The 25668-nt window shown below is 73.5% G+C and carries 32 protein-coding genes; 12 read left to right on the top strand and 20 right to left on the bottom strand.

Annotation, left to right across the window (positions count from 1 at the left end; genetic code table 11):
* Positions 1-137: 137 nt before the first annotated feature.
* From ACIBTU_RS05150 to ACIBTU_RS05170, 5 genes are all read right to left on the bottom strand, one after another.
* Positions 138-2102, bottom strand: coding sequence for an FUSC family protein (locus tag ACIBTU_RS05150; RefSeq protein ID WP_399124508.1), 1965 nt, complete (start codon positions 2100-2102; stop codon positions 138-140).
* 60 nt (positions 2103-2162) lie between these two features.
* Positions 2163-2666, bottom strand: a complete 504-nt coding sequence (locus tag ACIBTU_RS05155) for a hypothetical protein (RefSeq protein WP_399124509.1) — start codon at positions 2664-2666, stop codon at positions 2163-2165.
* A gap of 50 nt (positions 2667-2716) precedes the next feature.
* Entirely contained in the window at positions 2717-3679 is a 963-nt protein-coding gene (locus ACIBTU_RS05160) for a hypothetical protein (protein WP_399124510.1), read from the bottom strand.
* A gap of 67 nt (positions 3680-3746) precedes the next feature.
* Positions 3747-4604, bottom strand: coding sequence for an ABC transporter permease (locus ACIBTU_RS05165; RefSeq protein ID WP_399124511.1), 858 nt, complete (start codon positions 4602-4604; stop codon positions 3747-3749).
* Positions 4601-5641, bottom strand: coding sequence for an ATP-binding cassette domain-containing protein (locus ACIBTU_RS05170; RefSeq protein WP_399124512.1), 1041 nt, complete (start codon positions 5639-5641; stop codon positions 4601-4603). Before ACIBTU_RS05170 ends, ACIBTU_RS05165 begins: the two co-directional genes overlap by 4 nt.
* A 171-nt stretch (positions 5642-5812) precedes the next feature.
* Between ACIBTU_RS05170 and ACIBTU_RS05175 the strand changes: the two genes are divergently transcribed.
* The gene (locus ACIBTU_RS05175) at positions 5813-6253 is read left to right on the top strand and encodes an SH3 domain-containing protein (protein WP_399124513.1); all 441 of its coding nucleotides are present in this window, start codon (positions 5813-5815) and stop codon (positions 6251-6253) included.
* An 89-nt stretch (positions 6254-6342) separates the two neighbouring features.
* Here ACIBTU_RS05175 and ACIBTU_RS05180 read toward each other — a convergent pair whose 3' ends face one another.
* Positions 6343-6759 (bottom strand): hypothetical protein, encoded by a 417-nt coding sequence (locus tag ACIBTU_RS05180; protein WP_399124514.1) that lies wholly within the window; start codon positions 6757-6759, stop codon positions 6343-6345.
* Between the two features lie 124 nt (positions 6760-6883).
* Here ACIBTU_RS05180 and ACIBTU_RS05185 point away from each other — a divergent pair, with 124 nt between their 5' ends.
* Complete coding sequence (locus ACIBTU_RS05185; RefSeq protein ID WP_399124515.1) at positions 6884-7519, top strand: NAD(P)-dependent oxidoreductase; 636 nt, start codon at positions 6884-6886, stop codon at positions 7517-7519.
* A gap of 20 nt (positions 7520-7539) precedes the next feature.
* Here ACIBTU_RS05185 and ACIBTU_RS05190 read toward each other — a convergent pair whose 3' ends face one another.
* The 4 genes from ACIBTU_RS05190 to ACIBTU_RS05205 form a co-directional block, all read right to left on the bottom strand.
* Complete coding sequence (locus ACIBTU_RS05190) at positions 7540-8376, bottom strand: ParB/RepB/Spo0J family partition protein (protein WP_399124516.1); 837 nt, start codon at positions 8374-8376, stop codon at positions 7540-7542.
* Positions 8376-9377, bottom strand: coding sequence for a ParA family protein (locus ACIBTU_RS05195; RefSeq protein WP_399124517.1), 1002 nt, complete (start codon positions 9375-9377; stop codon positions 8376-8378). The genes ACIBTU_RS05190 and ACIBTU_RS05195 overlap by 1 nt, the downstream gene beginning before the upstream one ends.
* A gap of 1 nt (position 9378) precedes the next feature.
* A complete protein-coding gene (locus ACIBTU_RS05200) occupies positions 9379-10065 on the bottom strand; it encodes a DUF4389 domain-containing protein (RefSeq protein WP_399124518.1) in 687 nt (228 codons plus the stop codon).
* An 89-nt stretch (positions 10066-10154) separates the two neighbouring features.
* The gene (locus ACIBTU_RS05205; protein ID WP_399124519.1) at positions 10155-11390 is read right to left on the bottom strand and encodes an MFS transporter; all 1236 of its coding nucleotides are present in this window, start codon (positions 11388-11390) and stop codon (positions 10155-10157) included.
* A gap of 81 nt (positions 11391-11471) precedes the next feature.
* Between ACIBTU_RS05205 and ACIBTU_RS05210 the strand changes: the two genes are divergently transcribed.
* Both ACIBTU_RS05210 and ACIBTU_RS05215 read left to right on the top strand, forming a co-directional pair.
* Positions 11472-12398 (top strand): LysR family transcriptional regulator, encoded by a 927-nt coding sequence (locus tag ACIBTU_RS05210; RefSeq protein ID WP_399124817.1) that lies wholly within the window; start codon positions 11472-11474, stop codon positions 12396-12398.
* Between the two features lie 129 nt (positions 12399-12527).
* The gene (locus ACIBTU_RS05215; protein WP_399124520.1) at positions 12528-12995 is read left to right on the top strand and encodes a hypothetical protein; all 468 of its coding nucleotides are present in this window, start codon (positions 12528-12530) and stop codon (positions 12993-12995) included.
* A gap of 3 nt (positions 12996-12998) precedes the next feature.
* Here the strand turns inward: ACIBTU_RS05215 and ACIBTU_RS05220 are convergent, their stop codons facing one another.
* Both ACIBTU_RS05220 and ACIBTU_RS05225 read right to left on the bottom strand, forming a co-directional pair.
* Positions 12999-14861: a DUF6049 family protein gene (locus ACIBTU_RS05220; protein WP_399124521.1), complete on the bottom strand. Its 1863-nt coding sequence runs from the start codon at positions 14859-14861 to the stop codon at positions 12999-13001.
* A 122-nt stretch (positions 14862-14983) separates the two neighbouring features.
* Positions 14984-15394 (bottom strand): bleomycin resistance protein, encoded by a 411-nt coding sequence (locus tag ACIBTU_RS05225; RefSeq protein WP_399124522.1) that lies wholly within the window; start codon positions 15392-15394, stop codon positions 14984-14986.
* 136 nt (positions 15395-15530) lie between these two features.
* Between ACIBTU_RS05225 and cbiE the strand changes: the two genes are divergently transcribed.
* Positions 15531-16775, top strand: coding sequence for a precorrin-6y C5,15-methyltransferase (decarboxylating) subunit CbiE (gene cbiE, locus ACIBTU_RS05230; protein ID WP_399124523.1), 1245 nt, complete (start codon positions 15531-15533; stop codon positions 16773-16775).
* Positions 16772-17521, top strand: a complete 750-nt coding sequence (cobM, locus tag ACIBTU_RS05235; RefSeq protein WP_399124524.1) for a precorrin-4 C(11)-methyltransferase — start codon at positions 16772-16774, stop codon at positions 17519-17521. The genes cbiE and cobM overlap by 4 nt, the downstream gene beginning before the upstream one ends.
* Here cobM and ACIBTU_RS05240 read toward each other — a convergent pair.
* Together ACIBTU_RS05240 and ACIBTU_RS05245 are read right to left on the bottom strand one after the other, a co-directional pair.
* A complete protein-coding gene (locus ACIBTU_RS05240; RefSeq protein ID WP_399124525.1) occupies positions 17436-18005 on the bottom strand; it encodes a hypothetical protein in 570 nt (189 codons plus the stop codon). The two genes, cobM and ACIBTU_RS05240, sit on opposite strands and share 86 nt — an antisense overlap.
* 36 nt (positions 18006-18041) lie before the next feature.
* Positions 18042-18329 (bottom strand): GntR family transcriptional regulator, encoded by a 288-nt coding sequence (locus tag ACIBTU_RS05245; RefSeq protein ID WP_399124526.1) that lies wholly within the window; start codon positions 18327-18329, stop codon positions 18042-18044.
* Between the two features lie 351 nt (positions 18330-18680).
* Here ACIBTU_RS05245 and ACIBTU_RS05250 point away from each other — a divergent pair, with 351 nt between their 5' ends.
* The 3 genes from ACIBTU_RS05250 to ACIBTU_RS05260 are packed head-to-tail and all read left to right on the top strand — an operon-like array spanning position 18681 to position 19760.
* On the top strand, positions 18681-18803 hold the full coding sequence (locus ACIBTU_RS05250; RefSeq protein WP_399124527.1) for a hypothetical protein: 123 nt from the start codon (positions 18681-18683) through the stop codon (positions 18801-18803).
* The gene (locus tag ACIBTU_RS05255) at positions 18800-19087 is read left to right on the top strand and encodes a hypothetical protein (RefSeq protein WP_399124528.1); all 288 of its coding nucleotides are present in this window, start codon (positions 18800-18802) and stop codon (positions 19085-19087) included. Before ACIBTU_RS05250 ends, ACIBTU_RS05255 begins: the two co-directional genes overlap by 4 nt.
* 55 nt (positions 19088-19142) lie before the next feature.
* A complete protein-coding gene (locus ACIBTU_RS05260; protein WP_399124529.1) occupies positions 19143-19760 on the top strand; it encodes a hypothetical protein in 618 nt (205 codons plus the stop codon).
* Between the two features lie 54 nt (positions 19761-19814).
* On the opposite strand, the gene ACIBTU_RS05265 is transcribed toward ACIBTU_RS05260, so the two are convergent.
* Together ACIBTU_RS05265 and ACIBTU_RS05270 are read right to left on the bottom strand one after the other, a co-directional pair.
* On the bottom strand, positions 19815-20024 hold the full coding sequence (locus tag ACIBTU_RS05265; protein WP_399124530.1) for a hypothetical protein: 210 nt from the start codon (positions 20022-20024) through the stop codon (positions 19815-19817).
* The gene (locus ACIBTU_RS05270) at positions 20021-20677 is read right to left on the bottom strand and encodes an ArsR/SmtB family transcription factor (RefSeq protein ID WP_399124531.1); all 657 of its coding nucleotides are present in this window, start codon (positions 20675-20677) and stop codon (positions 20021-20023) included. Before ACIBTU_RS05270 ends, ACIBTU_RS05265 begins: the two co-directional genes overlap by 4 nt.
* A gap of 176 nt (positions 20678-20853) precedes the next feature.
* On the opposite strand from ACIBTU_RS05270, the gene ACIBTU_RS05275 reads away from it, so the two are divergent.
* Together ACIBTU_RS05275 and ACIBTU_RS05280 are read left to right on the top strand one after the other, a co-directional pair.
* Positions 20854-21333, top strand: coding sequence for a flavodoxin family protein (locus tag ACIBTU_RS05275; protein WP_399124532.1), 480 nt, complete (start codon positions 20854-20856; stop codon positions 21331-21333).
* 40 nt (positions 21334-21373) lie between these two features.
* On the top strand, positions 21374-22612 hold the full coding sequence (locus tag ACIBTU_RS05280) for a serine/threonine-protein kinase (protein ID WP_399124533.1): 1239 nt from the start codon (positions 21374-21376) through the stop codon (positions 22610-22612).
* A 30-nt stretch (positions 22613-22642) separates the two neighbouring features.
* On the opposite strand, the gene ACIBTU_RS05285 is transcribed toward ACIBTU_RS05280, so the two are convergent.
* The 3 genes from ACIBTU_RS05285 to ACIBTU_RS05295 all read right to left on the bottom strand — a co-directional run bounded on the left by ACIBTU_RS05285 (position 22643) and on the right by ACIBTU_RS05295 (position 23752).
* On the bottom strand, positions 22643-22897 hold the full coding sequence (locus tag ACIBTU_RS05285) for a Txe/YoeB family addiction module toxin (protein WP_399124534.1): 255 nt from the start codon (positions 22895-22897) through the stop codon (positions 22643-22645).
* Positions 22894-23187, bottom strand: a complete 294-nt coding sequence (locus ACIBTU_RS05290) for a type II toxin-antitoxin system Phd/YefM family antitoxin (protein ID WP_399124535.1) — start codon at positions 23185-23187, stop codon at positions 22894-22896. The genes ACIBTU_RS05285 and ACIBTU_RS05290 overlap by 4 nt, the downstream gene beginning before the upstream one ends.
* 118 nt (positions 23188-23305) lie before the next feature.
* Positions 23306-23752, bottom strand: coding sequence for a DUF6194 family protein (locus ACIBTU_RS05295; protein ID WP_399124818.1), 447 nt, complete (start codon positions 23750-23752; stop codon positions 23306-23308).
* 43 nt (positions 23753-23795) lie between these two features.
* On the opposite strand from ACIBTU_RS05295, the gene ACIBTU_RS05300 reads away from it, so the two are divergent.
* On the top strand, positions 23796-24524 hold the full coding sequence (locus ACIBTU_RS05300) for a MerR family transcriptional regulator (RefSeq protein WP_399124537.1): 729 nt from the start codon (positions 23796-23798) through the stop codon (positions 24522-24524).
* Here the strand turns inward: ACIBTU_RS05300 and ACIBTU_RS05305 are convergent.
* Positions 24515-25666, bottom strand: a complete 1152-nt coding sequence (locus ACIBTU_RS05305) for a cobalt-precorrin-5B (C(1))-methyltransferase (protein WP_399124538.1) — start codon at positions 25664-25666, stop codon at positions 24515-24517. The two genes, ACIBTU_RS05300 and ACIBTU_RS05305, sit on opposite strands and share 10 nt — an antisense overlap.
* Positions 25667-25668: the final 2 nt, after the last annotated feature.

A 25668-nucleotide genomic window follows, 5' to 3' on the forward strand; every position in this document is an offset into this window, starting at 1 on the left:
TCGCGTCGCCGGGTGCGGTCCGGTGGGGGCTGGTCGCGCAGTTCCCCGCGCCCCTGAGATGCACACCCTTCGGGTGGCATCTCCCCGAGGAAGGCTCAGCCTTCCCAGGGGCGCGGGGAACTGCGCGAGAAGCCCCACTACGCCGCACTCGGCAGCGAACCGGTCGGACCCGTCGAGATGCCGATCGCCCGGGCGGCCGCCACCTCCTGGCGGACCGGTTCCAGGACACCCTCGGGCGACCCCGGGTCACCGAAATCGGCCCGCACCTCTTCCAGGACGACAGACTCCCGCAGCGCATCCGACAGCTCCCGAAGCTGCGCGGAGACCCGGTTCACCTCCGCCGATGAAGGCGGAGGTGAACCATGCCCCACGCGCACCCGCGCAGCGGTCGTCGCATCCACGATCCGCTCGACCGCGACGACGAGCGGCCACCACGCGGCCGCCCGCCTCCCCATGGGCGGCGGCTCGGTCAGGGCCCGCTGGAACTCGGCCCGGATCAGCGACAGGTCCCGGTACAGACGTCGCCGCATCCGCGCCCGCGCCGCCGTGTCCCGCTCCCCCGGCGCGCCGAACGCGCTGTCCACGTACGCCGCCGTGTCCCGGACCGCGTCCGCGAGCCGGTCCCCGATCCGGGTGTGCCAGCTCTCCGGCCACAGCAGGTACCCGACGACCAGCGCGATCGCGCAGCCCATCAGGCTGTCCAGGAGCCGGGGCCACAGCAGGGCCGTGCCCTGGTGGTTGAGGATGTCGGACAGGAGCAGGATCACCGGGGTGATGGCGGCGGTCTGGTAGCCGTAGCCGCGCGGGGTGAGTGCCGGGATCAGCGGGGCGAGCAGCATCATCACCGGCACGGACCACCAGCCGAGGGGCACCTCGGAGAGCACGGCGGCCGCGACGACGAGCCCGGCGGCCGTGCCGAGGGCGCGCAGCAGGGCCCGCGAGAACACGGACCCGAAGTCCGGCTTGAGGACGAACGTGATGGTCAGCGCCACCCAGTACGAGCGCGGCACCGCGATCAGCGACACGAGGGCCTGCGCGATGCCGATGCAGAGCGCGAGGCGCAGCCCGTAGCGCCAGGACGCCCCGGACAGCAGCACCCCGCGCATCGCCCGCCGGGCCCGTACCCGCAGCGCGGCGGGCCGGCCGAGGCGGTCGGCGACGTTGGTGAAGTCGGCGTCGCCGCGCCGGGAGGCGACCTCGGCGGCGTGCCGTACGGCCTGGTCGACGGCGCGGGCGGCGGGCCCCTCGGGTTCGGGCAGGTCCCGGGCGGCGCCCTCGGCGGTCCGCCCGGCGGCGACGGCCTCGGCGACCTCGCGGACGGCGGCCGGGATCCTCGGCGACAGCGGCACCCCGCACTGGTGGGCGGCGGGGGCCGCCTCCAGGACCGGGGTCAGGGCGTTCAACTGGCTGACCAGGCGGACCTGTTCGGGGTTGCGGCCGTGGGCGAGGGCGCGCCGGGCGAGGACGAGGTCGTAGGCCTGGTTGAGGGACTGGGTGACCGCGATGCGCGTCTCGGCGTAGGAGAGGTCGTCGGTGCCGGCGGCTTCGAGGAGGTTCGCGACGCCGCGGTAGGTGGCGGCGACCGCGGCCCGTTCGGGCACGCCGCCGCGCAGCGGCCAGGCCAGCAGGGCGAGCAGCAGGACGAGGATGCCGCCCGTGAGGATCAGGAGCGGGGCGAGCCACCAGTCGCCGGGCATGGGGAGGCCCGCGCCGACCACGCAGTTCAGCAGGAGCAGCAGGCCCGAGACCGAGGCGACCGCGCCGATGGTGGAGATCATCCCGGAGACCAGGGCGACGGTGGTGACGACGGCGACGGCTAGCCAGCCCTGCCCGTACACCTGGGTGCCGAGGACGACGCCGAGGGCGCCGAAGAGCTGCGGCACCGCGATGTTGAGGATGCGCATCCGGTACGCGTCCGCCGTGTCGCCGACGACGCCGGAGAGGGCGCCGAGGGCGACGACCGCGCCGTAGGTGAAGTGGCCCGTGGCGAGGCCCACCGCGAGGGGGGCGGCCATGGCGATCGCGGCGCGGGCCGCGGCGGCCCAGGGGACGGGGGCGCGCTGCGGCTGAAAGGTCCTGACCAGCCAGTCTGGGGGCGGCATGCGCCCATTATGTGGCGGGCCGGGCGGCCCGCCAGGTGGCTGCGACGGATTGAGGAGACGTTACGGCGCGGTACGGCTGCGCGACGGCTCCTGTGCGAGCGCCCAGATGACGAACACGCCGATCCCGATGGCGATCACCGACCACACGGGCGCGTAGGGCAGGAACAGGAAGTACTCGATGACGTAGAGCACGGCGAGGCCGATGCCGACGCCGCGCGCCCAGTCCTGGCCCTTGAGGACGCCCCAGCCGGTGGCGATCACGAGGATGCCGATGATCAGGTGGATCCAGCCCCAGGTGGTGAGGCTGAACTCGTAGACGTAGTTGCCGACGCGGCCGTACACGTCGTCCTCGGCGATGCCCGCGATGCCGTTGAGGACGCCGAGGATGCCGCTGGTCATCATCAGGACGCCCGCGAAGACGGCGCCGCCGGCCGCCCAGTCGGGGTTGCCGGTCCCCTCCCCGCGTGTGGGGTCGGGTTCGCGGCGGCGCTGCGCGGCGGACCAGGCGGCCGGGTCGGGCTCGGGGGCCGGTCCGGGGTCCGGGGGCGGGGTGCTCTGGCTCATGGGGCCTCCTCGCGACGGCGGCCCGCTCTGCACGGCGAGCCGCCTCGTCGTCACGGGAATGCTCGTCCGGGCCGGACCTCGCGGCATTCCGTACGGGGCTGTTCGGGTGACGCCGGGCCCGCCTTCGCGCCCGTCCCGGAGCCGGCCCGCGCGCGCCGCCCGGGCGGCCCGTACCGGGCGAAGGCCCAGGATCCGAGGGCGACCGCGAGGCCGGTCCCGAGCAGGATCCAGGAGGCGGTCCGCATGGACGAGGTCAGCGCGTCGTACACGGCGCCGGCGGCCGCCTTGTCGGCGTGGGTGTTCAGGTCGTCGAGGGTGAGGGCGCGGGCGATGGTGAGGGCGAGCAGCAGCGCGGCGGCGCCGAGCGCGACGCCGACGGCGGTCGCGGTGAGCGCCCGGCCGCGGCGCAGCGCGAGCAGCAGGCCCGCGACGGCGCACACGACGGCCGCCACCGGCAGCCAGATCCCGGCCACCTGCAGCACGTGGAACACCTCCCGCAGATCGGCGAGTTCACCGGCGGACAGGACGGTGATCTCGGTGTGGGTCACCGGGATCTGTTCGGCGAACGGCACGCCGTCGTCGATGAGCTGCTGCCTGACCTGCGCGGTGACGGGCGCGAGGTCGAGCGTGACGGCGCCGGTGCTGCCGTCGTCCAGGGCGTCCTGCACGGCGTCGTGGGCGGCCCGGTTGGCCGTGTCCCAGGCCCGCTGGAAGGTGGCGGTGCCGGTGAAGGAGACGACGGCGTCGTGCAGGTACTGGTCGACGGCGCCGACGAGCGGGCCCACGTCGAGGGAGCGCATGATCCCGGTGGTGACGGCGTCGGCGACCGCGTTCTGCACGTCGGGGTCGGTGGCGAGCGGCGCCATGGCCTCCACGTACCGGTCGCTGTCGCCGATCGCGTACTTCGCCCAGGTGGAGAGCGTGCCGAGGGGGACGAGGAGACAGGCGAGGACGAGGAGGGCGGGCGCGAGCACGCGGCGGACGGCGCGGGCGGAGGGGGCGGGGCGGGTCACCCTTCCCAGGCAAGACCCCGGCCGCGCGGGGCGCGACCGGGGCTCGTACAGACGGACCAGTGTCGTGTCACTTCCGGTTGTACAGGCGCATCGTGACCGGGCCGAACACGGCGACGAGGAGGGCGGCCCAGCCCAGCGACCACAGCACCTCGTCGGCGGGCCAGTCACCCTCCATGAGGCCGCGGACGGCGGAGGCGACGTGGGTGACCGGGTTGTTGTTGACGAAGGCCTGGAGCCAGCCGGGCATGGTCTCGGGCTTCACGAAGATGTCGCTGAGGAAGGTCAGCGGGAAGATCACCATCATGCTGACGCCCATGACGGACTTCTCGGTGCGCAGGAGCAGGCCGAACATCGTCCAGATCCACGAGAACGCGAACGAGAAGACGAGCAGCACGGCCACGCCCGCGAGGACGCCGGGGAACCCGCCGCCCGGCCGGAAGCCCATGATCAGGCCGACGGCGAGCATGACGACGGACGCGATCGTGTAGCGCAGGGCGTCGCCGAGCAGGTAGCCGACCATGACCGCCGGGCGCCAGATGGGCAGGGTGCGGAAGCGGTCGAAGACGCCCTTCTCGATGTCGGTGTTGACCGAGACGCCCGTGTACATCGTGATCATGACGACGGACATCACGAGGATGCCGGGCAGCAGGTACTGGATGTACTCGCCGGGGGAGCCGGCGAGCGCGCCTCCGAAGAGGTACGTGTACATCAGCACCATCATGATCGGGAACGCCGTCACATCGAACAATTGTTCTGGTACGTGTTTGATCTTCAGGACCGCGCGCCAGCCGAAGGTGAGCGAGGCGGCGAGCGGGCCCGGGCGGCGCGGCCGGTCCGTGGCGATCAGCAGCGCGGCCAGCGAGTCGGCGCTGACCGGGGCGAGGTCCTGTGACTCGCCGGTTCCGGTACCGGTGGCGGTGCTCATGCCGGGTCCTCCTCGGGGGTCCGGTCGACGGGGGTCTGTTCGACGTCGGGGGTCCGGTCGGTCAGGGCCAGGAACACCTCGTCGAGGCTGGGCTGGCCCAGGGAGAAGTTGTCGACGGTGATGCCGGCCGCGGCCAGCTCGGCGAGCGCCCGGGACGCGGCCTCGGCGGCGCCCCGCCCGTTGCCCGCGCCGCCCACCCGCGCGGTGAGCGCGACCGGGTCCGGCTCCAGCTGCACGGCCGCGTCGAGCACCCGCGCCAGCAGCCGCTCCGCGTCCGGCCGCTGGTGCGCGTCCCGCAGCCGTACGTGCACGGCGCCCGCCCCGACCGAGGACTTCAGCTCGCCCTTGGTGCCCTCGGCGATCACCCGGCCCCGGTCGATGACCGCGATCCGGGCCGCCAGCTGGTCGGCCTCGTCCAGGTACTGCGTGGTGAGCAGCACGGTCGTGCCCTGCGCGACGACGGCCCGGACGATCTCCCACACCTGGTTGCGGCTGCGCGGGTCGAGGCCCGTCGTCGGCTCGTCCAGGAAGAGCAGGTCCGGGGTGTTCAGGATCGACGCGGCGATGTCGATGCGGCGCCGCATGCCGCCCGAGTAGTTCTTCACCTGCCGGCCCGCCGCGTCCGCGAGCCCGAACGCCTCCAGGAGCTGCCCCGCGCGGGCGGCCGCCGACTTCCTGCCGTGGCCGGTGAGCCGGGCCAGCAGCACCAGGTTCTCCTGGCCCGTCAGATCCTCGTCCACGGACGCGTACTGGCCGGTCAGGCTGACCCGCGAGCGCACCGCGTCCGCCTCGCGCACCACGTCGTGCCCGAACACGTGGGCCTCGCCCGCGTCCGGCCGCAGCAGTGTCGCGAGCATCTTCACCGTGGTCGTCTTGCCCGCGCCGTTCGGCCCGAGCACGCCGTAGACCGTCCCGGCCGGGACGCTCAGGTCGACGCCGTCCACGGCGCGGTTCTCGCCGAAGGTCTTGACCAGTCCCGCCGTCTCGATGGCGAGCCCGGTACGGGTCCTCGCAGTGGCGGCTGCCGTGCTGCTCATGTCGGGATGCCCCTCTCGCGGTCACGTCACAGATGCAGACCCGCGCGGCCCCGCGAACTCATCGGCGTCGGGCCCGGTGCACGGCCCTGTTGCCGCTGGGGCGGGAGTGGCTCCGGTGGAGCACTGGGCCGAACGGGTGTTTCCTGGGTGTGGGGAGCTAGGAGGACGATCATGCGCCGAACAACTCCGGCCATCGCCGCGGCCACGCTCGTCGCGGGCGGCGTGCTCGCCGTGACGGCGGCGGCCCCGGCCAGTGCGGGCGGCGGCGTCGTCTGGGGGACCGTCGTCTCCCAGAGCGAACTCAACGTCCGCTCGGGCCCGAGCACTTCGGACCCGGTCGTCACCCGGCTCGATCCGGGCGACCAGGACCGCATCGAGTGCGCGACCAACGGCACCCGGGTGCACGGCGACCCGGCCTGGTTCTGGCTGATCGGCGCCCGCGGCTGGGTCAGCGCCACGTACATCGACACCGACGGCCGCGCCGTGCCGAGCTGCGAGACCCCGTGCCCGCCGGACCACCCGCAGCGCGACAGTCACAGCACCGACTACAAGGACAGCCCGACGTTCTGGTTCCGCTCGGAGACCAGCATCGAGTTCGGCGTCACGTACTGAGCCGCCGAACTCGCCGCGCACGACGGGAGGCGCCCCGGAGGTCCTGGACCTCCGGGGCGCCTCCCGTGCTGCCGGCCGTGCCGGGGCCGTCAGACGTACTCGCTCGCCGAGTAGTAGCGGTAGTAGACCGCGACGAAGACGCCCGCGGCGACGAACCCGCCGAGGAAGCAGGACCAGAGGATCCCGCCGTCGGCCAGGCTGTGCAGGAACCCGACCGAGGCACCGGCCAGCACGCCCCAGGCGCCCGCGCGGGCGAAGAAGTGCCGGCCCGCCTGCGCCGCCGACCACTGGTGGATGCCGAAGCAGAGCGCCGCCACGAGGATGCCGGTGACGAAACCGAGCGCGATGTTGCCGCCGGTGACCGCCTCGCCGTAGCGCTGGATGTTCGCCGCCCAGAAGCCGTAGGCGGTTCCCGCGACGACCGGCAGGACCACGGCCGGGTCGGTCGGGGCGAGTGCCGCGCCGCGGGGGCGCCGCCGGGATACGGGTGCCGCGTGCTGAGCCATGTCGGGCTCCTTTCTCACGTCCCCCGGGACCCCTTTGGGCCACGGGTTCCCCGTATTCCATTGACCGCTCGCGAGGGGCGTAGTGCAACATGCGGGGCCGTCGGGCCCGTGTTTCGCTGGGCGCATGAACATCGTGCTGTTCGGCGCCACCGGCATGGTCGGCAGCCGCATCGCCGCCGAGGCCCTCGCCCGCGGCCACCGGGTCACGGCGGTCAGCCGTTCCGGCGGCTCCCCGCTGCCCGGCGTCACCGCGGCCGCCGCGGACTGCTCCGACCCCGTCCGGGTGGGTGAGCTCGCCGACGGCCACGACGCCGTCGCCAGCGCCCTCGCGCCACCGCGCGACGGCTCCGATCCGACGCTGCGCTTCCTGGCCCTGAACGAGTCACTGGTGGCGGGAGTGCGCAGGTCGGGCGTGACGCGGCTGGTCATGGTCGGCGGCTCGGGCAACCTGTTCGTCGAGCCGGGCCGGATGCTCCTCGACCAGCCCGGCTTCCCCGACGACTACCGCGGCGAGGCCCTGGCCCACCGCGATGTCCTCACCTACCTGCGCACCGTCGACGACCTCGACTGGACCTGCGTGTCCCCGGCCGCCGACATCGGCCCCGGCGAGCGCACCGGCGAGTTCCGCGTCGGCGGCGACCGCCTCATGACCGACGAGCACGGCAACAGCCGGATCAGCGCCGAGGACTACGCGATCGCCTTCGTCGACGAACTCGAACGCGACGCGCACTCCCGGGGCCGGATGTCCGTCGCCTACTGACCCGGGGCCTCTCGTTCGGATCAGGTGCGGCCGAGGAGCTCGACGACGCGGTCGAGGGCGGCCGGGGCCAGATGCCGGCGCAGCGCCTCGACGACGTCCTCGGGGGTGCCCCGGCTGTCGATCCTGATTACGCCGTAATCGCGGCCGCCGCGCCGCTCGCCCCGGGCGGCCGGCACGGAGGGGCTCGGCAGCGCGCCGTGGTGCCCCGGCAGCGCCTGGTCCTCGCGGGGGAGCCGGGCGATCCGCCGGGCGTCCTCGACCGAGACCCGGCCGTCCGCGAGCGCCTCCTGGAGGTCCTCGCGCAGCTTCATCAGCGACAGGCGCTGCGAGACGAAGCCCTGGGTCTTGCCGATCCGGGCCGCGACCTGGCGCTGCGAGTACCCGTACGCGCTGATCAGGCCCTGGATGGCCTGCGCCTGCTCCAGCTCCGTGAGGTCGTCGCGCTGCACGTTCTCGATGAGCGCGTCCTCGTCGGACCGGCTGGCGTCGTCCCGGACCAGCACCGGCACCTCGTCCAGGCCCGCCATCCGGGCCGCCGCGAGCCTGCGGTGCCCGTGCAGCACGACGTACGGGGCCGGTCCGACGGCCTCCTTGTGGTGCGGGTGGGCCGCCAGGAACACGGCCGCCGGGACCACGCCGAGGGCTTGCAGCACCCCGCGCTCGCGCACCGTCTCGGCGAGTCCGTCCAGGTCACGCAGCTCGTGGCGCGGGTTGTCGGGGTTCTCGGCGAGGTCGCTGACCGGCACCGTCAGCGGGGTCGTGTCGGGCCTTTTGCGCGGGCCCGGGGTGGTGGTCGAGGCGCCGGCGGTGTCCGGGCCCGTGGCCAGCAGCGAGGACAGATCCGTGCGGCGCCCCATCAGACGTTCACCTTCTTCTTGGCGCCCTGCTTCTTCTGCGTACGGGGCTTGCGCGCGGGCTTCGGGATCGCGGCGAGCCCCACCTCCAGGGCGAGCCGGAAGAAGTCCTCGCGGGCCTGGAGCGCGACCCGGTTGGCGCCGTACTGGGTGACGACCAGGCCGTCGGCGCTGGCCCGCGTGTGCAGCTTGTAGTGGCGCACGACGGTACGGGCCAGGGGCCAGCCCTGGGCCTCGACGAACGCGCGGGTCTGCGTCAGGTCGGCCTTGCCGTCGCGCGGGTCCCAGTTGTTGATGACGACGCGGAACGGCAGCCCGCGCGGCTTCACGACCCGCTCGATCGTGCGCTGCGTCGGCTGGAAGCTCAGCGGTTCGGGCTCCACCGGCACGATGACGTCGGTGGCGTTGGACAGCACGGCGCGCAGGGCGTCGGCGGCGGCGCCCTTGCCGAGCGGGTCGGTGCCGTCGTCCTCGGCGAGGTCCAGCCAGCCCGGGGTGTCGACGAAGACGTGCTGGGCGGACGGGATGCGGGACAGCGCGGCGAGGCCGGCCAGGTCGTCGTGGGCCTGCACGAAGTCGAAGGGCAGGTCCTCGCCGACGCGCTCGGACCACCACACGGCGGAGCCCTGGGGGTCGATGGACACGGCGACGACGGGCGGCTGCCCGTCGCCTCCGGCGCTTTTGGCGGTGCCGGCGCCGAGGACGTCTGCGGTGACGGCGGCGAGGTTCACGGCGAGCGTGGACTTACCGACGCCGCCCTTCTGATTGAGGATCACGTGTACGTGCGCCACGAGGTACTCCCGTATGGGGCGGGTTTGGGGGGTTTTGCTCGTGGTTACTTTGGCAGTGCGGGTTCTTTTGGGCGCGGGTACACGCCGTGCAGTTCGTCCGCGGCTCCGGTGGGGGCTGGTCGCGCAGTTCCCCGCGCCCCTGAAATGCAGACCCTTCGGGTCGCATTTCCCCGACGGGCGAGCGCCCGATGAGATCGCGCACGAAGTGCGCATCTCAGGGGCGCGGGGAACTGCGCGAGAAGCCCCACCGGGGCGCGCCCGGCGACGAGAGGGCCGGAGTTACGGTGAGGCCTCCAGGGACGCGGGTGTCACCGGGCGGACCGAACCGCCCGCCCAGCCCAGGACGCCGAGCACCAGGAACGCCCCGAGCAGCATCTTCGCCGAGGCGCAGCGGCAACGGCATCCGCCCGAGCGTCAGCACCACCAGCCAGGTCACGAACGACACGGCCCACCACCCGGCCGTCACCAGAGCGCACACGCACGCCGCGGGCAGCACGAGCAGCAGCCGGAACAGCACGGCGAACCGGTTCAGCGCCGAGGAGTGCAGCCGCACCTGCACCGGGTAGCCGAACGGCCGCTCCAGGGCGAACGGCGGCAGCCGGTCCGTGAGCAGCATCGCGGAGGCCGACAGCCGCGTCTCGTAGCCGAGGAAACCGGCGAGCCACCGCTCGAGCCGGTCCGGCGCCCGGCCGATGAGCAGCGCCCCGCACCAGGCGGCCACGACCACGGGCACGGCGACGACCGACAGCACGACGAGCACCACCGCGTGCGGCAGCAGCAGGAGCAGCCGGAGCAGCACGGTGAGCCGGTTCTGCCGGCCGGGCGGCGGCACCTCGAGCTCGGGGAGCGGTTCGGCGCCGGGGACGAGCGGGACCGTGCCGAAGCCGGGAGACGTGGACATGCCGCCACTGTGCACAGCGCCGCAGGTCACGGCATCCGCTCGCACCCGTTCAGGTGGCGGCCCGCCGGGAGCCCGGAGTCTTGATGTCATCAACTCCCGTATGTGGTACGGGAGTTGAGAGGTCGGAGCAGGAGAGGGGTGGCCAGCAGGAGGACTCCGGCGGCGGCCAGCGCCGGCCGCGTCCCGGTCAGCGCCGCGAGCGCGCCCCAGGCCAGGGTCAGCGCCGCCGTCACCGCCTTGCCCGTGACCGTCCAGGCGGACAGCACCCGGGCCACCCGGTCCGGCTCCGTGCGCCGCAGCCGCTCCCCGGCGAGCACCGGGTTGAAGACGCCGCAGCAGAAGACGAGCCCCAGCTCGACCGCCATCACGGTGAGCAGGCCGCCGGTGCCGGTCCCGACGAACGCCAGGCCCAGCGGCCAGCAGGCGCGGGCCGTGCCGCTGACCCGGAGCACCCGACCGGTCCCGTACCGCCGTACGAGCCGGGGTGTCAGGCGGGAGCCGAGCAGGCCGCCCAGGCAGGGCACGCTGAAGGCGAGGCTGTACTCCCACACGGGGAAGCCGAGTTCGCGCAGCATCAGCACGGCCATCAGCGGGGCGCCGACCATGATCAGACCGTTGACCAGGGTCGTGTTCAGGAACAGGGCCCGCAACTCGGGCCGCCGCCACAGATACGTCCAGCCCTCCGCGATCTCCGCCCGGCTCAGCCGCTTCCCGCCCCGGGGCGGCTCCGGCTCCGGGCGGCGGATCGCGTGGACGCCGAGCGCCGACAGGACGTAGCTCACCGCGTCGCCCACGATCGCGGTCAGCGGCCCGAACGCGCCGATCGCCGCCCCGCCCAGCGGCGGCCCGAGCGCCGTCGCCGTCCAGGTCGTCGACTCGAAGCGGGCGTTGGCGAGCAGCAGTCCCTCCGCCGGGACGAGCGCCTTCAGATGCGCCCCGCTCGCCGCCCGGAAGACGATGTCGGCGGTCGCCACGACCACCGAGACCAGGACCAGCTGCGCGAACGACAGCGTGCCGAGCACGTACGCGAGCGGCAGCGTGAGCAGCGCCGCGCAGCGCGCCAGGTCCGCCGCGATCATCACCGGGCGCTTGCGGCGGAGCTCCACCCACGGGCCCAGCGGCACCGCGAGCAGCGCCCCGACCGCGATCCCCGCCGCCGCCAGGAACGACACCTGCGCCGGGCTGCTGTGCAGGGTCAGCACCGCGATCAGCGAGAACGCGTCCAGCGCCAGCCAGCTGCCCGCCGTGCTCACCGCGAACGCGGCCCACAGCCATCCGAAGTCCCGCCCGAGCCCCGCCCCGGCCCGCTCTGTCCCTGTCGTCACCCGGCGATCCAACGCCCCGCGCGCCCCGCCCGGCAAACAACCACCGGGCCGATCCGTACAACCCGTGGTTGTATGGAACGGGTGGACCTCGAAGCCGTACGCACCTTCGTCGCCGTCGCCGACGAGGGGCAGATCCAGATCGCCGCGCAGGAGCTCGGGATCACCCAGCAGGCCGCCTCCAAGCGCATCGCCGCGCTGGAACGGCGGCTCGGGGTGCGCCTGTTCACCCGGACCCCGCGCGGCGCCCGGCTCACCCTGGACGGGCAGACGTTCCTGCCGCACGCCCGCGCCCTCACCGAGGCCGCCGACCGCGCCGCCGCCTCCGTACGCCCCGGCAGCCGCCCTCTGCGCGTCGACGTCCTCGGCACCAACCTCATCACCAATGGTCTGCTCCACGACTTCCACCGCGACCATCCCGGCGTCCCGCTCGACGTCGTCGCGCTCGGCGACGGCCGGGCCGCCCTGGAAGGCGTGCGGGACGGCGGGCTCGACGCCGCGTTCTGGGTGTCCCGGGTGCCCGACCGGCGGCTGCCGCCCGGGATGACCGCGGCCCGTGTCGTCGACGAACCGGTCGTCCTCGTCACCGGCCCCGCCCACCCGCTCGCCGACGCCGCCGAGGTCACCCCCGGCGACCTCGCCGGGCACCGCCTCTGGATGCCGGGCCTCGCCCCGGGCTCCGAATGGGCCGCGTACTACGAGCAGTTGGCGGCCGAGTACGGGCTGACCATCGACACCGGCGGCACCAACCTCGGCGGCGGGCACCTGCTGCGCACCGTCGCCGAAGCGCCCGACGTCGCCACGCTCGTGGGCACCCGCACCCCGCTCGTACGCCCCGCCGGCCTCGACCTCCGCACGATCCCCGTACGCCGCCCCACCCCGCTCTACCCGCTCGCCCTGATGTGGCGCGACGACAACCCCCACCCGGGCCTCACCGCCCTGCGCACCGCCCTGACCGCCGGCTACCGCCCCCCGGACCCGGCCGCACACTGGCTGCCCGACTGGGCATGACCTCTCCGGCCGTGACATTTGTACGGGCGAGCCGGGGACGCTTCGCTCTGCCGCAGACCCCCAACTCCCGGCCAGGATCAGTGGTGTCGGAGAACGGACACCACCACCAGCGGCACCGGGGGACAGGCCATGAGCACGGACACGAAGACGGTCACGGAAACGCACACGCACACGGAGACCCGGAAGGGCGGCGCGGACGCCGACTTCCAGGGGCTGCCCGCCTGGTACTTCCCGATCATGGGCTGTCTCGCCGGGGTCTTCGACATCGCCCGCGTCCACCCCGCGCTCTACGCGGTGATCCCGGTCGTCCTGGTCCTCAACCTCGCGCTGTCCCTCACCGTCCTGCGCACCCGGATGCGCCTGATGAAGGCCCTCTGGAAGAACAAGCGCACCCGGCTCCTGGCCCTCGCCCTGCTCGCCCTGCGCCTCGTCGTCCGGCTCGCGCTCGGCGCGCTCGGCTTCTCCCTCGGCACCGCGACCGGCGGTGTCGTGGTCGGCGTCCTCATGGCCGTCCTCGCGACCGCCATGGCCTGGGGCGACCAGTGGCTGATCCTGCGCACCCTGCGCCGCACCGCCACCGCCACAGCCACAGCCTGAGCCCTACTCCTCGCCCGCCGTCTCCTCCTCCGGAGGCTTCTGCGCCGAACGGCGCTTGCGGACCTGCCACATGCGGAAACCGGCCGCGAGGACGATCAGGCCGACGCCCGCCGCGACCACCACGATCGCCCCGGTCGACACCGACGTCACGTCCACCTCGAACGTGATCGGGTCGCCCCACGGCTTCCCGTCGCTGCGGGTGTAGAGCTGCGCGGTGAGTTCCGCCTTGCCGTTGGCGCGGGCCGTCACGCCGATGTGCGTCGTGTGGTTCGCGGAGCCCGCGGCCTGCACCGCCACCGCCGGGTCGTTGACCCGCAGCCGCTCCGAGTCGCTGGACGTGACCCGCAGTTCGAGCCCGGCGACCGGCTGCTGGAGGGCGTTGTCGACGGACACCGGGATCTGCGCGTCGCCCGAGGTGACCGTCACCGTCGTCTTCGGCACCAGGCGCAGCGAGCCCACCGACGCCGTCAGGAAGTCCGTCGTCCGCTCCTGGAACGCCTCCTGCTCCGCGTCCGGCCGGCCCCGCCAGGCCGTGGACAGCGCCCGCGCCATCGCCCCGTGCACGGACTCCGTCGTGGCCCGCGGGTCGGCGAGCACCTTGGAGAGCGTCGCGAGTCCGTCCAGGTCCCCCGCCGCCGCGGCGAGCTGCCGCGCCGACAACTGCTTCGCCCGGAGCGCGGCCGGATACTCCGCGCTCGGCCCGGCCGTCCCGTCCACCGCCTCGTTCCCGGCCGAGCGGAGCGTCTCCAGCTCCAGCCAGCCGTCCTCGCCGCCCGCGTCGAGCGCCGCGGCGAGTGTCCGCGCCCCGAGCCCGGACAGTTCGCGGGGCGGTACGACGACGTGGTGCGAGCCGGTCCGCAGCTGCTCGGCGAGGTCGGTCACGGCGCCCTCGTCGGGCTTCTGGGCCTCGCTCCTGGACGACTCGCTCTTCGACGGGCTCGGGGAGGAGCCGGACGCGTCCGGGCTCGGTGCCCCGTTCCCGGACGGTGACACGGAGGGTGACGTCGACGGGGACGGGCTCGGGGAGGCGGTCGGGGAGGGCCGCTCCGGGTCCTTGATCGCGGTGAGCGCCTTGGAGACGGCGGCGTCGTAGGGCAGCGCCGTCAGCGCGTCGTCGCCCTTGCCGATGGTCACCGGGTCGGACCCGTCCGGGTCGAGCCCCTGCCCGGAGGTGAGCATCCGGGTCACGCCGAGATCGGTGCCGAGCGCGGTGATCCGGCGGTCGAGTGCGCCGTCCGCGGGCCAGCCGAGGCCGGCGCGCGTGCTGACGCCGAGCAGCTTGTCGACGTCGGTGCGGGCGCCGCCGGCCAGTCCGGTCACGGCCTCCGTGAGGTCGTCGCGGTCGGGCCCGGGGTGATGGGCGAGCGAGGCCAGGTCGGGGTCCGCGTACGGCAGCAGCCACACGTCGTGCCCGTCGACGGCGTCCTTGAGGGCCGCGAGCCAGGCGCGGGCGGCGCCCTGTCCGGTGCCGCGGACGCTGTCCTGCGGGTTGCTGGAGCCGTCCGGGCCCGCGACCCGGTAGCCGTCGGCCATCTCCTGCGCGGCGATCACCAGGTCCGGGTCGACGACCCAGTTGACGTCGTGGCCCTTGCCCGCGTCGACGACCTCGCGCAGCCGCCCGCCCTCCGCGAACAGGCCGGCGAGCGCGTCGTCGTCGAACACCGCCTGCGCCGTGGGGCCCGCGCCGAGGGAGGCCGCCGTCAGGTGCGGGGGAGCGGTCACCGGCCACACGACGGCCGCCCGCAGCGGATCGTCCTCGGAGTGGTCCGCCGCGCGGGCCTGCGGCCCCGGCAGGGCCGCCGCCCCCAGCACCACGGCGGACACGATCAAGGCCCGCGCCGCCGCCCCGTATCCCGCTGCCGCCATCCCGTCCCCTGCCTTCCCTGAGGCCCTTCTCCGAGGCCCTTTCAAGGCCTTGAGGTAACACCGTGCGGCGGGCCGCCGCCGGTACCGCGCGCGGGCGGCGCGTCGGCGCCGGGCGCCCGCGCTCAGTCCGCCGCCGGCTCCAGGTCCGCGCCGATCCGCAGCAGGTTCCCGTCCGGGTCCACCAGGGCGAACTCCCGCATCCCGTACACCGTGTCGTCCGGTTCGACGAGCCGCGGCGTCGCGTACGGGTCCGCCGGCGGGCCCGCCTTCCGCCACTCCTCGAACAGTCCGTCCACCGCCCGCGCCCCGCCGTCCAGCCGCAGGTACGCGGCGTGCGCACCGGCCAGCGGGTCGGTCTCCGGGGCGTGGAAGAAGTGCAGTTCGACGGTGTCCCGTACGAGGATCAGATAGCCGTCGTCGGGGTAGTGCCCGGCGACGCCGAACCCGAGGCCGGCGTAGAACGAGGCGGTCGCCGTCAGGTCACGTCCGGGCATGACCGGTGCGACGCGGCCGGTCAGCGGGGTACGGGGCATTCTGGCTCCCAGGGGCGCTCGGCGGGCCGGCCGATGTCGCCCGATAGAGTGCGGCTCCCGGCGCGGTCGCGCTTGACGCCCGCGCCGGTGACGTGTCCCTCCCGAGCATGACGCACCCCGTACGAGGTACCAGGCAATGACTGCGCCGATACACCCCCCGGTGACGGTCGTCGGGATCGGGGCCGACGGCTGGCCCGGACTGCCCGAGACCTCGCGCGCGGCCCTGCTCGACGCGGAGAGCGTCCTCGGCGGCGCCCGCCAGCTGGCCCTGCTGCCCGACTCCTGCACCGCCGAACGCGTCCCGTGGCCCGCGCCGCTGCGGCCCGCCGTGCCGGGGCTGCTCGCGGAGCGCGCCGGACGCCGGATCGCCGTCCTGGCCAGCGGCGACCCCATGTTCTACGGCATCGGCCGCACCCTCACCGAGACGGTCGGCGCGGCCGCGCTGCGGATCCTGCCGCACCCCTCGTCCGTCGCGTACGCCTGCGCGCGGCTCGGCCGGCCCGTCGAGGACACCGAGGTCGTCACGCTGGTCGGCCGCCCCGCGGACCGGCTCGCCGCCGCGCTCCACGACGGCCGCGGCCTCCTCGTCCTGTCGGCCGGCGCGGACACCCCGGCCCAGGTGGCGGCCCTGCTCACCGACCGCGGCTTCGGACCCAGCCGCATGACGGTCCTGGAACAGCTCGGCGGCGAGGCGGAGTCGGCGCACGAAGGCGTCGCACAGGAGTGGGACCACGCCCCCGGCGACCCCCTGAACGTCATCGCGATCACCTGCGTCCGCGCCCCCGGAGCCCTCCGCCTCGGCGCCGTCCCCGGCCTGCCCGACGAGGCGTACGAGCACGACGGCCAGCTCACCAAGCGCCACGTCCGCGCCGCGACGCTCGCCGCGCTCGCCCCCGCCCCCGGCGAGACGCTGTGGGACATCGGCGGCGGCTCGGGCTCGATCGCCGTCGAGTGGCTGCGCACGCACCCGTCGTGCCGCGCGTACTCGGTCGAACGGCACCCGGAGCGGGCGGCGCGCATCGAGCGCAACGCGGCGCGGCTCGGCGTGCCCGGCCTGGCGGTGGTCCACGGGGCGGCGCCCGACGCCCTGGCCGAACTCCCTTCCCCCGACGCGGTGTTCATCGGCGGTGGCCTCACGGTCCCCGGCCTCCTGGACGCCTGCTGGGAGGCGCTGGCCCCCGGCGGCCGCCTGGTGGCCAACACGGTCACCCTGGAATCCGAGGCCCTGCTGACGACCTGGTACCGCCGGCACGGCGGCGACCTGACGAAACTCTCGGTCGCGCACGCGGTGCCGGTCGGCGGCTTCACGGGGTGGCGCCAGTCGATGCCGGTGACGCAGTGGTCCGTGGTCCGTAACGAGAACCGAGTTGAGGAACGATGACCGTCTACTTCATCGGGGCGGGCCCCGGCGCCGCCGACCTGATCACCCTGCGCGGCGCCCGCACGCTCGCAGCCTGCGGGGTCTGCCTGTACGCGGGCTCGCTCGTGCCCCGCGAACTCCTCGCGGAGTGCCCGCCGGACGCGCGGCTCGTCGACACGTCGCAGCTGGACCTCGACGCGATCGAGCGGGAGTTCGTGGCCGCGCACGAGGCAGGCCTCGACGTGGCCCGCCTGCACTCGGGCGACCCGTCCGTCTTCAGCGCGGTGGCCGAACAGATCCGCCGCCTCGAAGCCCACGGCATCCCGTACGAGATCGTCCCCGGCGTCCCGGCCTTCGCGGCGGCGGCAGCGGCCCTGAAGCGCGAACTGACGATCCCCACGGTCGGCCAGACCGTCATCCTGACCCGCATCGCCCAGCAGGCCACCCCCATGCCCCCCGGCGAGGACCTCGCCACCCTGGGCAGGAGCGGCGCCCTCCTGGTCCTCCACCTCGGCGCCCGCTACGTCGACCGCATCGTCGACGAACTCCTCCCGCACTACGGCGCGGACTGCCCCGCCGCGGTCGTCGCCTACGCCTCGCGCTCCGACGAACTGGTCCTGCGCGGCACCCTCGGCGACATCGCCGCCCAGGTGAAGGACGCGGGCGTCCTGCGCACGGCCGTCATCCTGGTCGGCCGCACCCTGGCCGCCTCCCAGTTCCGCGACAGCCACCTGTACTCGACGGAGCGCGACCGGCACGTGTGCTGAGAGATGTCTCCCGGCTCTGCTCACGCACGATCTCGGGGAGCTGTCGGACCGGGACGTGCGGCAGACGGGGAACGGCCGCCTCGACCGCGTCGACGGTGTACACGGGTTCCTCGTCGTCGGAGAGCAGAAGTCGTGCCCTGGTGACAGTGCCCTGGTCGGTCATCAGCCAGTAGGCGCTGGGGAGTTCCTCGATCGCCGGACAGAGCACCACGGTGCGAGCCGCTCGGGCGAAGGCGCGGGCCAGGCCGGCCTCGTCGGGCGGCGACGGCACGCGGTCTTGGACGTGGACGTCCAAAGACGTCGTGACATCACCGCGTACCTCGGCCCGGTCGCACAGGACAGCGGCATCCCAGCTCCGCAGCGTCTGGTCCGTCTGCTCATCGGCGACATCGACATCCCGGACGGGCACCCCGAAGCAGCGCGCGAGCGCCTTCGCCACGTCCTCGTTCCCGAGCGGGTCGACAGTGATCAGGTTGTACGTCATGAGGGGGTTCCTGGTGTGCGGAGCCAGTGCCCGTGGCTAGCCCTGAGAAGTCTTGCCGTCAGGCGCCGGAGGCAGGTTCTTCGCGACGAAGGAACCTTTTCCTCGAACCGTGACGATGAGTCCGCGTTCGCGGAGTTCCCGCATCGCGCGGGAGACGGTCATACGGGCGACGCCGTAGGTCTCTGTCAGCGCCAGCTCGCCGGGCAGCCGTGAACCGGGCGTCAGGTCGCCCGCGGCGATGCGTCGCTGGATGTGGTCGGCGATGACGACATACACGAGCTCGGGGCCGTGCGGGTCGATGGCCGGAATGTCGAGGTCACCCATACGTGCAACCGTACGACCCCTCTGACCTGCGAATACACCCATAGACCTCGCCAGTTGTCTATAGATGCCTATATCTTCGATCTGAAGGACCCCGGCGACGGAGGCAACCGTCCCGGGGCATGGCACCAGCTTCGAAGGAGCTGACGCGTGGCCGACTTTATCCCTCAGGCTTTGCCCTGGGTGAGCTTTCTGCTTGCCGCGGTGGCGGTACTCGTGGCACTAGCACGTACGGCCTTACCCGCGCCGAGCGGACGGCACCGGCGTGTGCCGGAGCCGATTCCGTGGCCCTGGCCCCGGCCGGTCGACGAGTCTCGGAGGCCGGAGCCGCCGCTCGATGCCGAGGCGCACCAGATGGTCCGCCCCTACCTCGTCGCTGCCGAACAAGCCGCACGACGGCGGGAGTTGTTGCTCACCGACTTCGGGTTCGACGGGCCGGGCCCGTACGTGATCCATGGGCGGGAGGTCGCCGCGTGAGTCGGGCGGAGGGAGGGGAGGAGCCGCGGCTGCTGCCCTGGAGCGATGGTGCGGACGGTCGGGCGGCGTACGTCATCGGGGATCCGGACGAACCGGGGCCGGTGTCGCGGCGGGCCGATGCGGTGGAGGCGGTGCAGATCGAAATGGCCGGTGTACTGGTCGGACACGCACGGGAGTTGGCGCATGAGGCGGGGTCGGCCGAGTTGCGGCATCTGGTGCTGGAACTGACCCAGTCGCTGACGGACCTCCTGCGGATCGCCTCGCGGGTCGGGCGAGCGCGATAGCCCCGACCGGACTGTTACTCAAATCGGCCTCAGAATGCCCGGGGGATCACCGTCGGTGTCGCAGCTCGCGCATAAGGTCCTGATGACCCGCAGGGAGCAGCTGAAGTTGGTGACGGTCGGGGGCCGTCGACGAAGGAGATCGGTGGCGCTATTGATGGACCAGCTCGTGACGGGGCTGCGGCGTCCTGCCCGAGGGGCAGCCTTTACCGCTGCGTTCATGTGCGCGGCGTTCCTTGTGGGTTGTACGCAGGGAACGGACGCGGAGAAGCCTGCTGACGGGGCCGACCGGAGTGCGAGCAAGTCGCCTGCACCCGCATCGGGCGACGATGAAGCGCTCGGGAAGAAGGTCAGGGCCGCGCTGGGCACGGAATCCATCGACGACAGTGACCCCTTGTTCGTCGAGTCCGGCCTTGAGCGGGTCAGGGACGGCATCCACTCCCGTTCTGAACTCGATGCAGGGAAGACCTACCAACTGTCCATTGCCTGCTCTGGGAAGGGGAGAGTCCGCGTGAACGTGTCCCTCGGCGGCGCGCTCGAAGACACCACGCCTTGCGACGGCGTTCCCTTGCTGCGGACGATAGAGAGGGCGCCGGGCACGCTCCGGATCGATGTCGACGCCGTTTCCGGGGCCGGCGGAATGGTGGGCTGGAGCATCACCAGGGTGGCGGACTAGGAAGCGAGGTGGGGCGTCGCCCCCGCAGTCCCACCAGGGGCGGCGGGGGCGACGTCACCTCGCGGCGATGGCGCCCGGGAGGCGGGTGTGATCCGGGATGGACTGCGCGGCAATCCGGGTGCCGAGGGTGACCAGGGTGAGGCCGAGGCGGGTGCGCAGGGTGGGCCTGAGCTCGGACGCGCGGTGGAACTCGGCTGCCTCGGCGTGCAGTTCGGCGGCGTGGGTCTCGTGCGCGTAGGTGTGGTGGACCTGTTCGGGCGTCATCGCGTGGTGTCCTCTCCGGGTGGCTCGGGGGCGGTGTCGGTGGGGAACAGGTGCGTGTGCAGGCGGACCTGCTCGGCGCGGGGATCGTCGTCGCCCTGGCTCGCCTGCCAGAACTCCACGATGACCTGGGTGAGCCGCTCACCGAGTTCTCGGCTCTTCTCGGGGGTCAGACGGAGGCTGTAGTCGCTCATGTCCGAGGCGGCGATCCACTCCTCGGAGAGGGTGTGCCGGGTGGCGATGAACGTCGACAGCTCGCTGGTGTGGCGGTCGGCGATGGTGTGCAGGTAGACGTCGGCGGCGCCCCGGACCGCGGGGTCCGGGTTCCCCATCAGGGTCTCGTCGACGCGGAGGCCCTGGACGGCCGCCCGCCACCACCGTTCCCGCCCCTTGCCGTGCTCGGGGTCGTCCTCGACGAAGCCGTGCGCGGCGAGCTGGCGCAGGTGGTAGCTGGTCGCGCCGCTCGACTCGCCCAGGCGCTCGGCGAGTTGGGACGCCGTGGCCGGCCCCTCCGTCCGCAGCGAAAGCATCAGGTGCATCCGCAGGGGATGGGCCAGGCCGCGCAGGGAACGGGCGTCGAGGAGGCGGACCTTGTGGCCGGGGACCGGCTCGGAAGGGTTCGAGGGCTGCGGGGGAGGGGCGGGCTGCTCGGGCATGGTTCCACCGTAGAGTTGCAAAGAAGTCTTTGCAACAGGTTCTTTGCATGGATTTCTTTGCAGAGATTTCTTTGTAGAGGTCTCCTCGGGTGCGGCTGTCACGTTCCGCGCCGCTGTCCGGTTCTCAGCTGGGAGGGCGTCCGTGCGGGCGCCGGGTCCGGACGAGGGAGCTGGGGATGAAGGCCGTCATCGTGTGCGTCTCCGTGTCGCACGGCAATACGCTGCGGGTCGCCGAGGCTCTGGGCGACGTGGTGGACGCGAAGGTGGTCGCGCCCGAGGACGTCGATCCCGGGGAGCTGGCGGCCGCCGACCTCGTGGGGTTCGGGTCCGGGGTGTTCCACGGGCGGATGCACCCCCGGCTGACCCGGTTCGCCCGCGCGCTGCCCACCGCCCCGGCCCCGCGCGGCCGCGCCTTCGTGTTCGCCACGAGCGGGCTGCCCGAGCCGCCGTGGGCCCCGTTCACCCGCCCGCTGACCCGGGTGCTCGCCGCGAAGGGGTTCGGCCCGGCCGGCACGTTCAGCTGCCGGGCGTACGACACCTGGGCCCCGTTCCGCCTCGTCGGCGGCATCAAAAAGCAGCGGCCCGACGAGCAAGACATGGCCGCGGTAAGGGAGTTCGGGGCGCGGCTGCGGGACGGGGGCGCTGCGTCATACTGATGCGCCGGAACGGCCGGACACAGGGGGAGGCGGACGGTTCATGGCGCAGGGGCCCGTCGGGGCACAGGCGGAGGGCGGCGACCGGGCGGGGCCGCCCCCGCGCATCGGCGGGTACGCCGTGGAGCGGCAGCTCGGGGCCGGCGGCATGGGCACCGTCTATCTCGCGCGCTCGCGCGGCGGCCGGGCCGTGGCCGTGAAGGTGGCCCGACCGGAACTGGCCGCCGACGCGCACTTCAGGGAGCGGTTCCGGGCCGAGGTGGCCGCCGCGCGCAGCGTGGGCGGCTTCCACACCGCGCAGGTCGTGGACGCCGACCCGGAGGCGGCCGCACCCTGGCTGGCCACCGCGTACATACCCGGGCCGACCCTGTCCCGGCTCCTGGAGAACGAGGGCCCGCGGGACGAGGACGGGCTGAAGCGGCTCGGCGCCGCGCTCGCGGAGGCGCTGGCCGCCATCCACCGCTGCGGCCTGGTCCACCGCGACCTCAAGCCGGGCAACATCATCATGGCCGCCGACGGCCCCCGGGTCGTCGACTTCGGCATCGCCCGCGCACTGGAGTCGACCCGCCTCACCGCGACCGGCACGGCCTTCGGCACCCCCGGCTTCCTCGCGCCGGAACAGGCGCTCGGCCAGGCCGTCGACGGCGCCGCCGACGTGTTCGCGCTCGGCGCGGTCCTGGTCGCGGCGGCCGGTGGCAGCGCCTTCGGCGGAGGCACCCCGATGGGGCTCATGTACCGCTCGGTGCACGAGGCGCCGGACCTGACCGCGGTGCCCGAAGCCCTGCGCACCGTCGTCCGGTCCTGCCTGGCCAAGAACCCGGAGGACCGGCCGACCCCGTCCCGGCTGCTCGACCTGTTCGTGCCGGAGGACGGGCCGGGGACTCCCGCGCCCGTGCCGCCGCCCCCGACCGTCCTGGACACACCCCAGCCGCCGGCGTTCCTGCCCCCGCCGCCCGCGTACGCGCCGGCCGTCGGCTTCCACCAGGCCCCGACCGAGTACGCCGCCCTGCCCGACGACGTGTCGTTCACGGCGGTGAGCGGACAGGGCGCCGTCCTGATCGACGCCGGGGGCGTGGCCCTGGGCTCCGACGCGGGGAACGTGGACTTCCCCTGGTCGGTCATCGCGCGGGTGGACTACGCGCCCGAGCCGCCCAAGCAGCTCAGGATCGCCGTCCTGCTGCACAACGGCTCGGTCCACCAGTGCCGGATCACGGCCCGCAGACGCTCCCTGCTCCACCAGTGGCTGACCGAGATCCCCCTGGTCCTCACCTACTACCACTAGGGAGTCGGGGAGCGACAGTCGGCTGCCGGGTCAGTAGTGGTAGCGGGCCGCGATCACGATGATCTCCGAGTCCGTCACCACGTAGACCAGGCGGTGTTCGTCGTCGATCCGCCGCGACCAGGCTCCCGGCAGGTGGTACTTGAGAGGTTCCGGCTTGCCGATTCCCTGGAAAGGGTCCCGAAGCACAGCCTCGATGAGCTTGTTGATGCGCGCCAGCATCTTGCGGTCGACCTTGAGCCAGGAGGTGTAGTCCTCCCACCCCTGCTCCTCGAAGACCAGCCTCACGCGACGTCGCCCTGCGAGGCGTCGTCCGCCTCGGTGGCGTCAGGGTCGATCAGTTCGCGTGGCGTCACGTTCGCACCGCGCAGCGCGTTCTCGTACGCGGTGAGCAGGCGACGTGCATTGGCCGGCGAGCGGAGCAGGTAGGCGCCTTCCCGCAACGCGGCGTAGTCGTCCGCGGAGACCAGGACGGCGTTGCCGTGCTTCGAGACGATCTCGATGGAGTCGTGATCCTCGTTGACCTGCTTGATCAGCGGAAACAGGTTCTTGCGGGCTTCCGAAGCAGTGATCGACATGACACGCCCTCCTTCGCGAGTGGTACCGAATAACGTACCACTCGGGCAGGGGGCTCCGTAGTCGTCACAGGGTCGTTCACTGAACCGCGCGGGGCGTGGCACGGCAGCGGGAGAGCCGTCATGTGCCGGTCTCCCGTCGCCGCCGCTCGTACCGCGCGCGGGCCGCGTCATGCGCGTCCCGGAGCAGGGTGAGGGCCGTGGACGTCGTGCGCTCGGCCGGGTTCACGACGCAGACCCAGCCCTGGGCGCCGTACACCGGGTGGGGCAGGACGACGTCGACGGTGGTGTGGTCCGCGGCGGACGGTGGGTCGGGGACGGTGGCCGTGCGGGCGATCTGGATGTTCAGGCGCCAGCGGTCCGGGGTGTCGAGGGCGGAGGCGGTGTCGCCGGGGTAGTTCTTCGTGACGATCGTGGCGTACGGCTGGGTGTGCGCCGGGGGCCGGCCGTCCGGGGCGTAGAAGAAGAACGCGTCGCCCCACGCGATCTCTGGGGTGCCGTCCCCGGGGGCGGGGAGCTGCACGTGCGCGCCGTCGAAAGCGCGCACCTCGGCGATGATCCGGTCCATGCTGGTGGTCGTCATGACTCAAGCTTCCACTTCAAGTGCTTGCGTGGGGTTCGCGCGTCTGCGGACCGTCGACGTCGCCCGCGCCACCGGGTACTCCGTGCAGCAGGTACGGGACCTGGAGCGGCTCGGCGTGCTCCCGCCGGCCGCCCGTGCGGAGAACGGCTACCGCGGCTACACGGACGCGCACGTACGGGCCCTGCATGTCTACCGTGGCCTGGCTGTTGCCGTCGGGCCGGTCGAGGCGCGGCGGCTGCTGGCGCGGCTGCGGACCGTGCCGCTGGAGGAGGCGGCCGCGGCGGTCGACGTGCTGCACGCGGGGCTCGCGCGGGAGCGGGACGAGGTGCTGGCCGCCGAGCGGGCGCTGGAGCTGGTGGAGGCGGAAGTCCACAGAGCCGGTTTCGACGGCGAGGTCGGGGCGGTCGACTCCATGACCATCGCCGAGCTCGCCCAGGCGCTCGGGGTGCGGCCCTCCGCCCTGCGCTTCTGGGAGGAGCAGGGGCTCGTCGTGCCCGAGCGGGTCACCTCGCGGCGGGCCCGTCGCTACGGCCCGGCCGCGATCGGCGCGGCCCGCGTCGTCGTCGCGCTGCGCGGCGCCGGGCACGGCATTCCGGCGGTACGGGACATCGTCGCCGCCCTGGACGGAGTGGAGGGCCGGGCCGAGGCCCGCCGCGCCCTGACCGAACGGCTGGAGTCCATCGCCGTACGGTCGATCGCCCTGCTCCGCGCGGGCGCGGACCTCGCGGCGCTGATCGAGGACGCCGCTCAGGACTGACCCGGCCCCCGCAAGGCGCTGCGCCCCACCACGTTCCCCGCCCGGTCGATGCAGATCACGTCCACCGTCACCGGCGCCCCGCGCAGCACGGCGAGTGCCTGGTCGCGGGCCTCCGCCGCGACGAGGTCGCCGAGCGGGACGCCCGCCGCGTCGCACAACTGGAGTGCGGCGAGGCCCGTGTTGGCCTCCGCGATCCGCGCCGCGAGTTCCGGGGACGCGCCGCCCCGGGCCGCCAGCGACGCGAGGAACGGCTTGTCGACCTGGGAGCGGGCCGAGTGGAGGTCCAGATGGCCCGCCGCCAGTTTGGAGAGCTTGGCGAAGCCGCCGCAGATCGTGAGGCGGTCCACGGGGTGGCGGCGGACGTACTTCAGGACGGCGCCCGCGAAGTCGCCCATGTCCAGGAGCGCGTCCTCGGGGAGGGCGTACTCGCGGACCACCGTCTTCTCGGAGGTGGAGCCCGTGCAGCCCGCCACGTGGGTGCGGCCCGCCGCGCGGGCCACGTCCACCCCGCGCCGGATCGAGTCGATCCACGCCGAGCACGAGTACGGGACGACGATGCCGGTCGTGCCGAGGACGGAGAGGCCGCCGAGGATGCCCAGGCGCGGATTCCACGTGGAGCGGGCGATCTCCGCGCCGTCGTCGATGGAGATCGTGATCTCGACGTCCCCGGAACCGCCGTGCCGGGCCGCGACCTCGGCGACGTGCGCGCGCATCATCTCGCGCGGGACGGGGTTGATCGCCGGTTCGCCGACCTCCAGCGGCAGCCCGGGCCGGGTCACCGTGCCGACCCCCGGGCCCGCCCGGAACACGACCCCGGCACCGGCCGGAAGCTGCCGCACCGTCGACCGCACCAGCGCCCCGTGCGTGACGTCCGGGTCGTCGCCCGCGTCCTTCACGACCCCCGCCGTCGCGCTGCCGTCCGTGCCGAGCGACTCGACCGCGAGCGCGAACGCCGGTGTCTGGCCCTTGGGCAGCGTGATCGTCACCGGGTCGGGGAAATCGCCGGTCAGCAGCGCCGTGTACGCGGCGGTCGTCGCGGCCGTCGCACAGGCCCCGGTCGTCCAGCCGGACCGCAGACCGGTGTGCTTGAGTTGGGCCCCGCGCCCGCCCTTCGGCTCACCCGGGCCTGCCGATTCAGACATGG

It is taken from the genome of Streptomyces sp. NPDC050145 (assembly GCF_044460245.1).
GTDB lineage: Bacteria > Actinomycetota > Actinomycetes > Streptomycetales > Streptomycetaceae > Streptomyces.

Excerpts from the sequence above, each read along its gene's own strand:
- ACIBTU_RS05150 (WP_399124508.1), bottom strand. The coding sequence starts at position 2,102 with ATGCCGCCCCCAGACTGGCTGGTCAGGACCTTTCAGCCGCAGCGCGCC.
- ACIBTU_RS05155 (WP_399124509.1), bottom strand. The coding sequence starts at position 2,666 with ATGAGCCAGAGCACCCCGCCCCCGGACCCCGGACCGGCCCCCGAGCCC.
- ACIBTU_RS05165 (WP_399124511.1), bottom strand. The coding sequence starts at position 4,604 with ATGAGCACCGCCACCGGTACCGGAACCGGCGAGTCACAGGACCTCGCC.
- ACIBTU_RS05170 (WP_399124512.1), bottom strand. The coding sequence starts at position 5,641 with ATGAGCAGCACGGCAGCCGCCACTGCGAGGACCCGTACCGGGCTCGCC.
- ACIBTU_RS05175 (WP_399124513.1), top strand. The coding sequence starts at position 5,813 with ATGCGCCGAACAACTCCGGCCATCGCCGCGGCCACGCTCGTCGCGGGC.
- ACIBTU_RS05180 (WP_399124514.1), bottom strand. The coding sequence starts at position 6,759 with ATGGCTCAGCACGCGGCACCCGTATCCCGGCGGCGCCCCCGCGGCGCG.
- ACIBTU_RS05185 (WP_399124515.1), top strand. The coding sequence starts at position 6,884 with ATGAACATCGTGCTGTTCGGCGCCACCGGCATGGTCGGCAGCCGCATC.
- ACIBTU_RS05190 (WP_399124516.1), bottom strand. The coding sequence starts at position 8,376 with ATGGGGCGCCGCACGGATCTGTCCTCGCTGCTGGCCACGGGCCCGGAC.
- ACIBTU_RS05195 (WP_399124517.1), bottom strand. The coding sequence starts at position 9,377 with ATGCGCACTTCGTGCGCGATCTCATCGGGCGCTCGCCCGTCGGGGAAA.
- ACIBTU_RS05200 (WP_399124518.1), bottom strand. The coding sequence starts at position 10,065 with ATGTCCACGTCTCCCGGCTTCGGCACGGTCCCGCTCGTCCCCGGCGCC.
- ACIBTU_RS05215 (WP_399124520.1), top strand. The coding sequence starts at position 12,528 with ATGAGCACGGACACGAAGACGGTCACGGAAACGCACACGCACACGGAG.
- ACIBTU_RS05220 (WP_399124521.1), bottom strand. The coding sequence starts at position 14,861 with ATGGCGGCAGCGGGATACGGGGCGGCGGCGCGGGCCTTGATCGTGTCC.
- ACIBTU_RS05225 (WP_399124522.1), bottom strand. The coding sequence starts at position 15,394 with ATGCCCCGTACCCCGCTGACCGGCCGCGTCGCACCGGTCATGCCCGGA.
- cbiE (WP_399124523.1), top strand. The coding sequence starts at position 15,531 with ATGACTGCGCCGATACACCCCCCGGTGACGGTCGTCGGGATCGGGGCC.
- cobM (WP_399124524.1), top strand. The coding sequence starts at position 16,772 with ATGACCGTCTACTTCATCGGGGCGGGCCCCGGCGCCGCCGACCTGATC.
- ACIBTU_RS05240 (WP_399124525.1), bottom strand. The coding sequence starts at position 18,005 with ATGACGTACAACCTGATCACTGTCGACCCGCTCGGGAACGAGGACGTG.
- ACIBTU_RS05245 (WP_399124526.1), bottom strand. The coding sequence starts at position 18,329 with ATGGGTGACCTCGACATTCCGGCCATCGACCCGCACGGCCCCGAGCTC.
- ACIBTU_RS05250 (WP_399124527.1), top strand. The coding sequence starts at position 18,681 with ATGGTCCGCCCCTACCTCGTCGCTGCCGAACAAGCCGCACGACGGCGG.
- ACIBTU_RS05265 (WP_399124530.1), bottom strand. The coding sequence starts at position 20,024 with ATGACGCCCGAACAGGTCCACCACACCTACGCGCACGAGACCCACGCC.
- ACIBTU_RS05270 (WP_399124531.1), bottom strand. The coding sequence starts at position 20,677 with ATGCCCGAGCAGCCCGCCCCTCCCCCGCAGCCCTCGAACCCTTCCGAG.
- ACIBTU_RS05275 (WP_399124532.1), top strand. The coding sequence starts at position 20,854 with ATGAAGGCCGTCATCGTGTGCGTCTCCGTGTCGCACGGCAATACGCTG.
- ACIBTU_RS05280 (WP_399124533.1), top strand. The coding sequence starts at position 21,374 with ATGGCGCAGGGGCCCGTCGGGGCACAGGCGGAGGGCGGCGACCGGGCG.
- ACIBTU_RS05290 (WP_399124535.1), bottom strand. The coding sequence starts at position 23,187 with ATGTCGATCACTGCTTCGGAAGCCCGCAAGAACCTGTTTCCGCTGATC.
- ACIBTU_RS05295 (WP_399124818.1), bottom strand. The coding sequence starts at position 23,752 with ATGGACCGGATCATCGCCGAGGTGCGCGCTTTCGACGGCGCGCACGTG.
- ACIBTU_RS05305 (WP_399124538.1), bottom strand. The coding sequence starts at position 25,666 with ATGTCTGAATCGGCAGGCCCGGGTGAGCCGAAGGGCGGGCGCGGGGCC.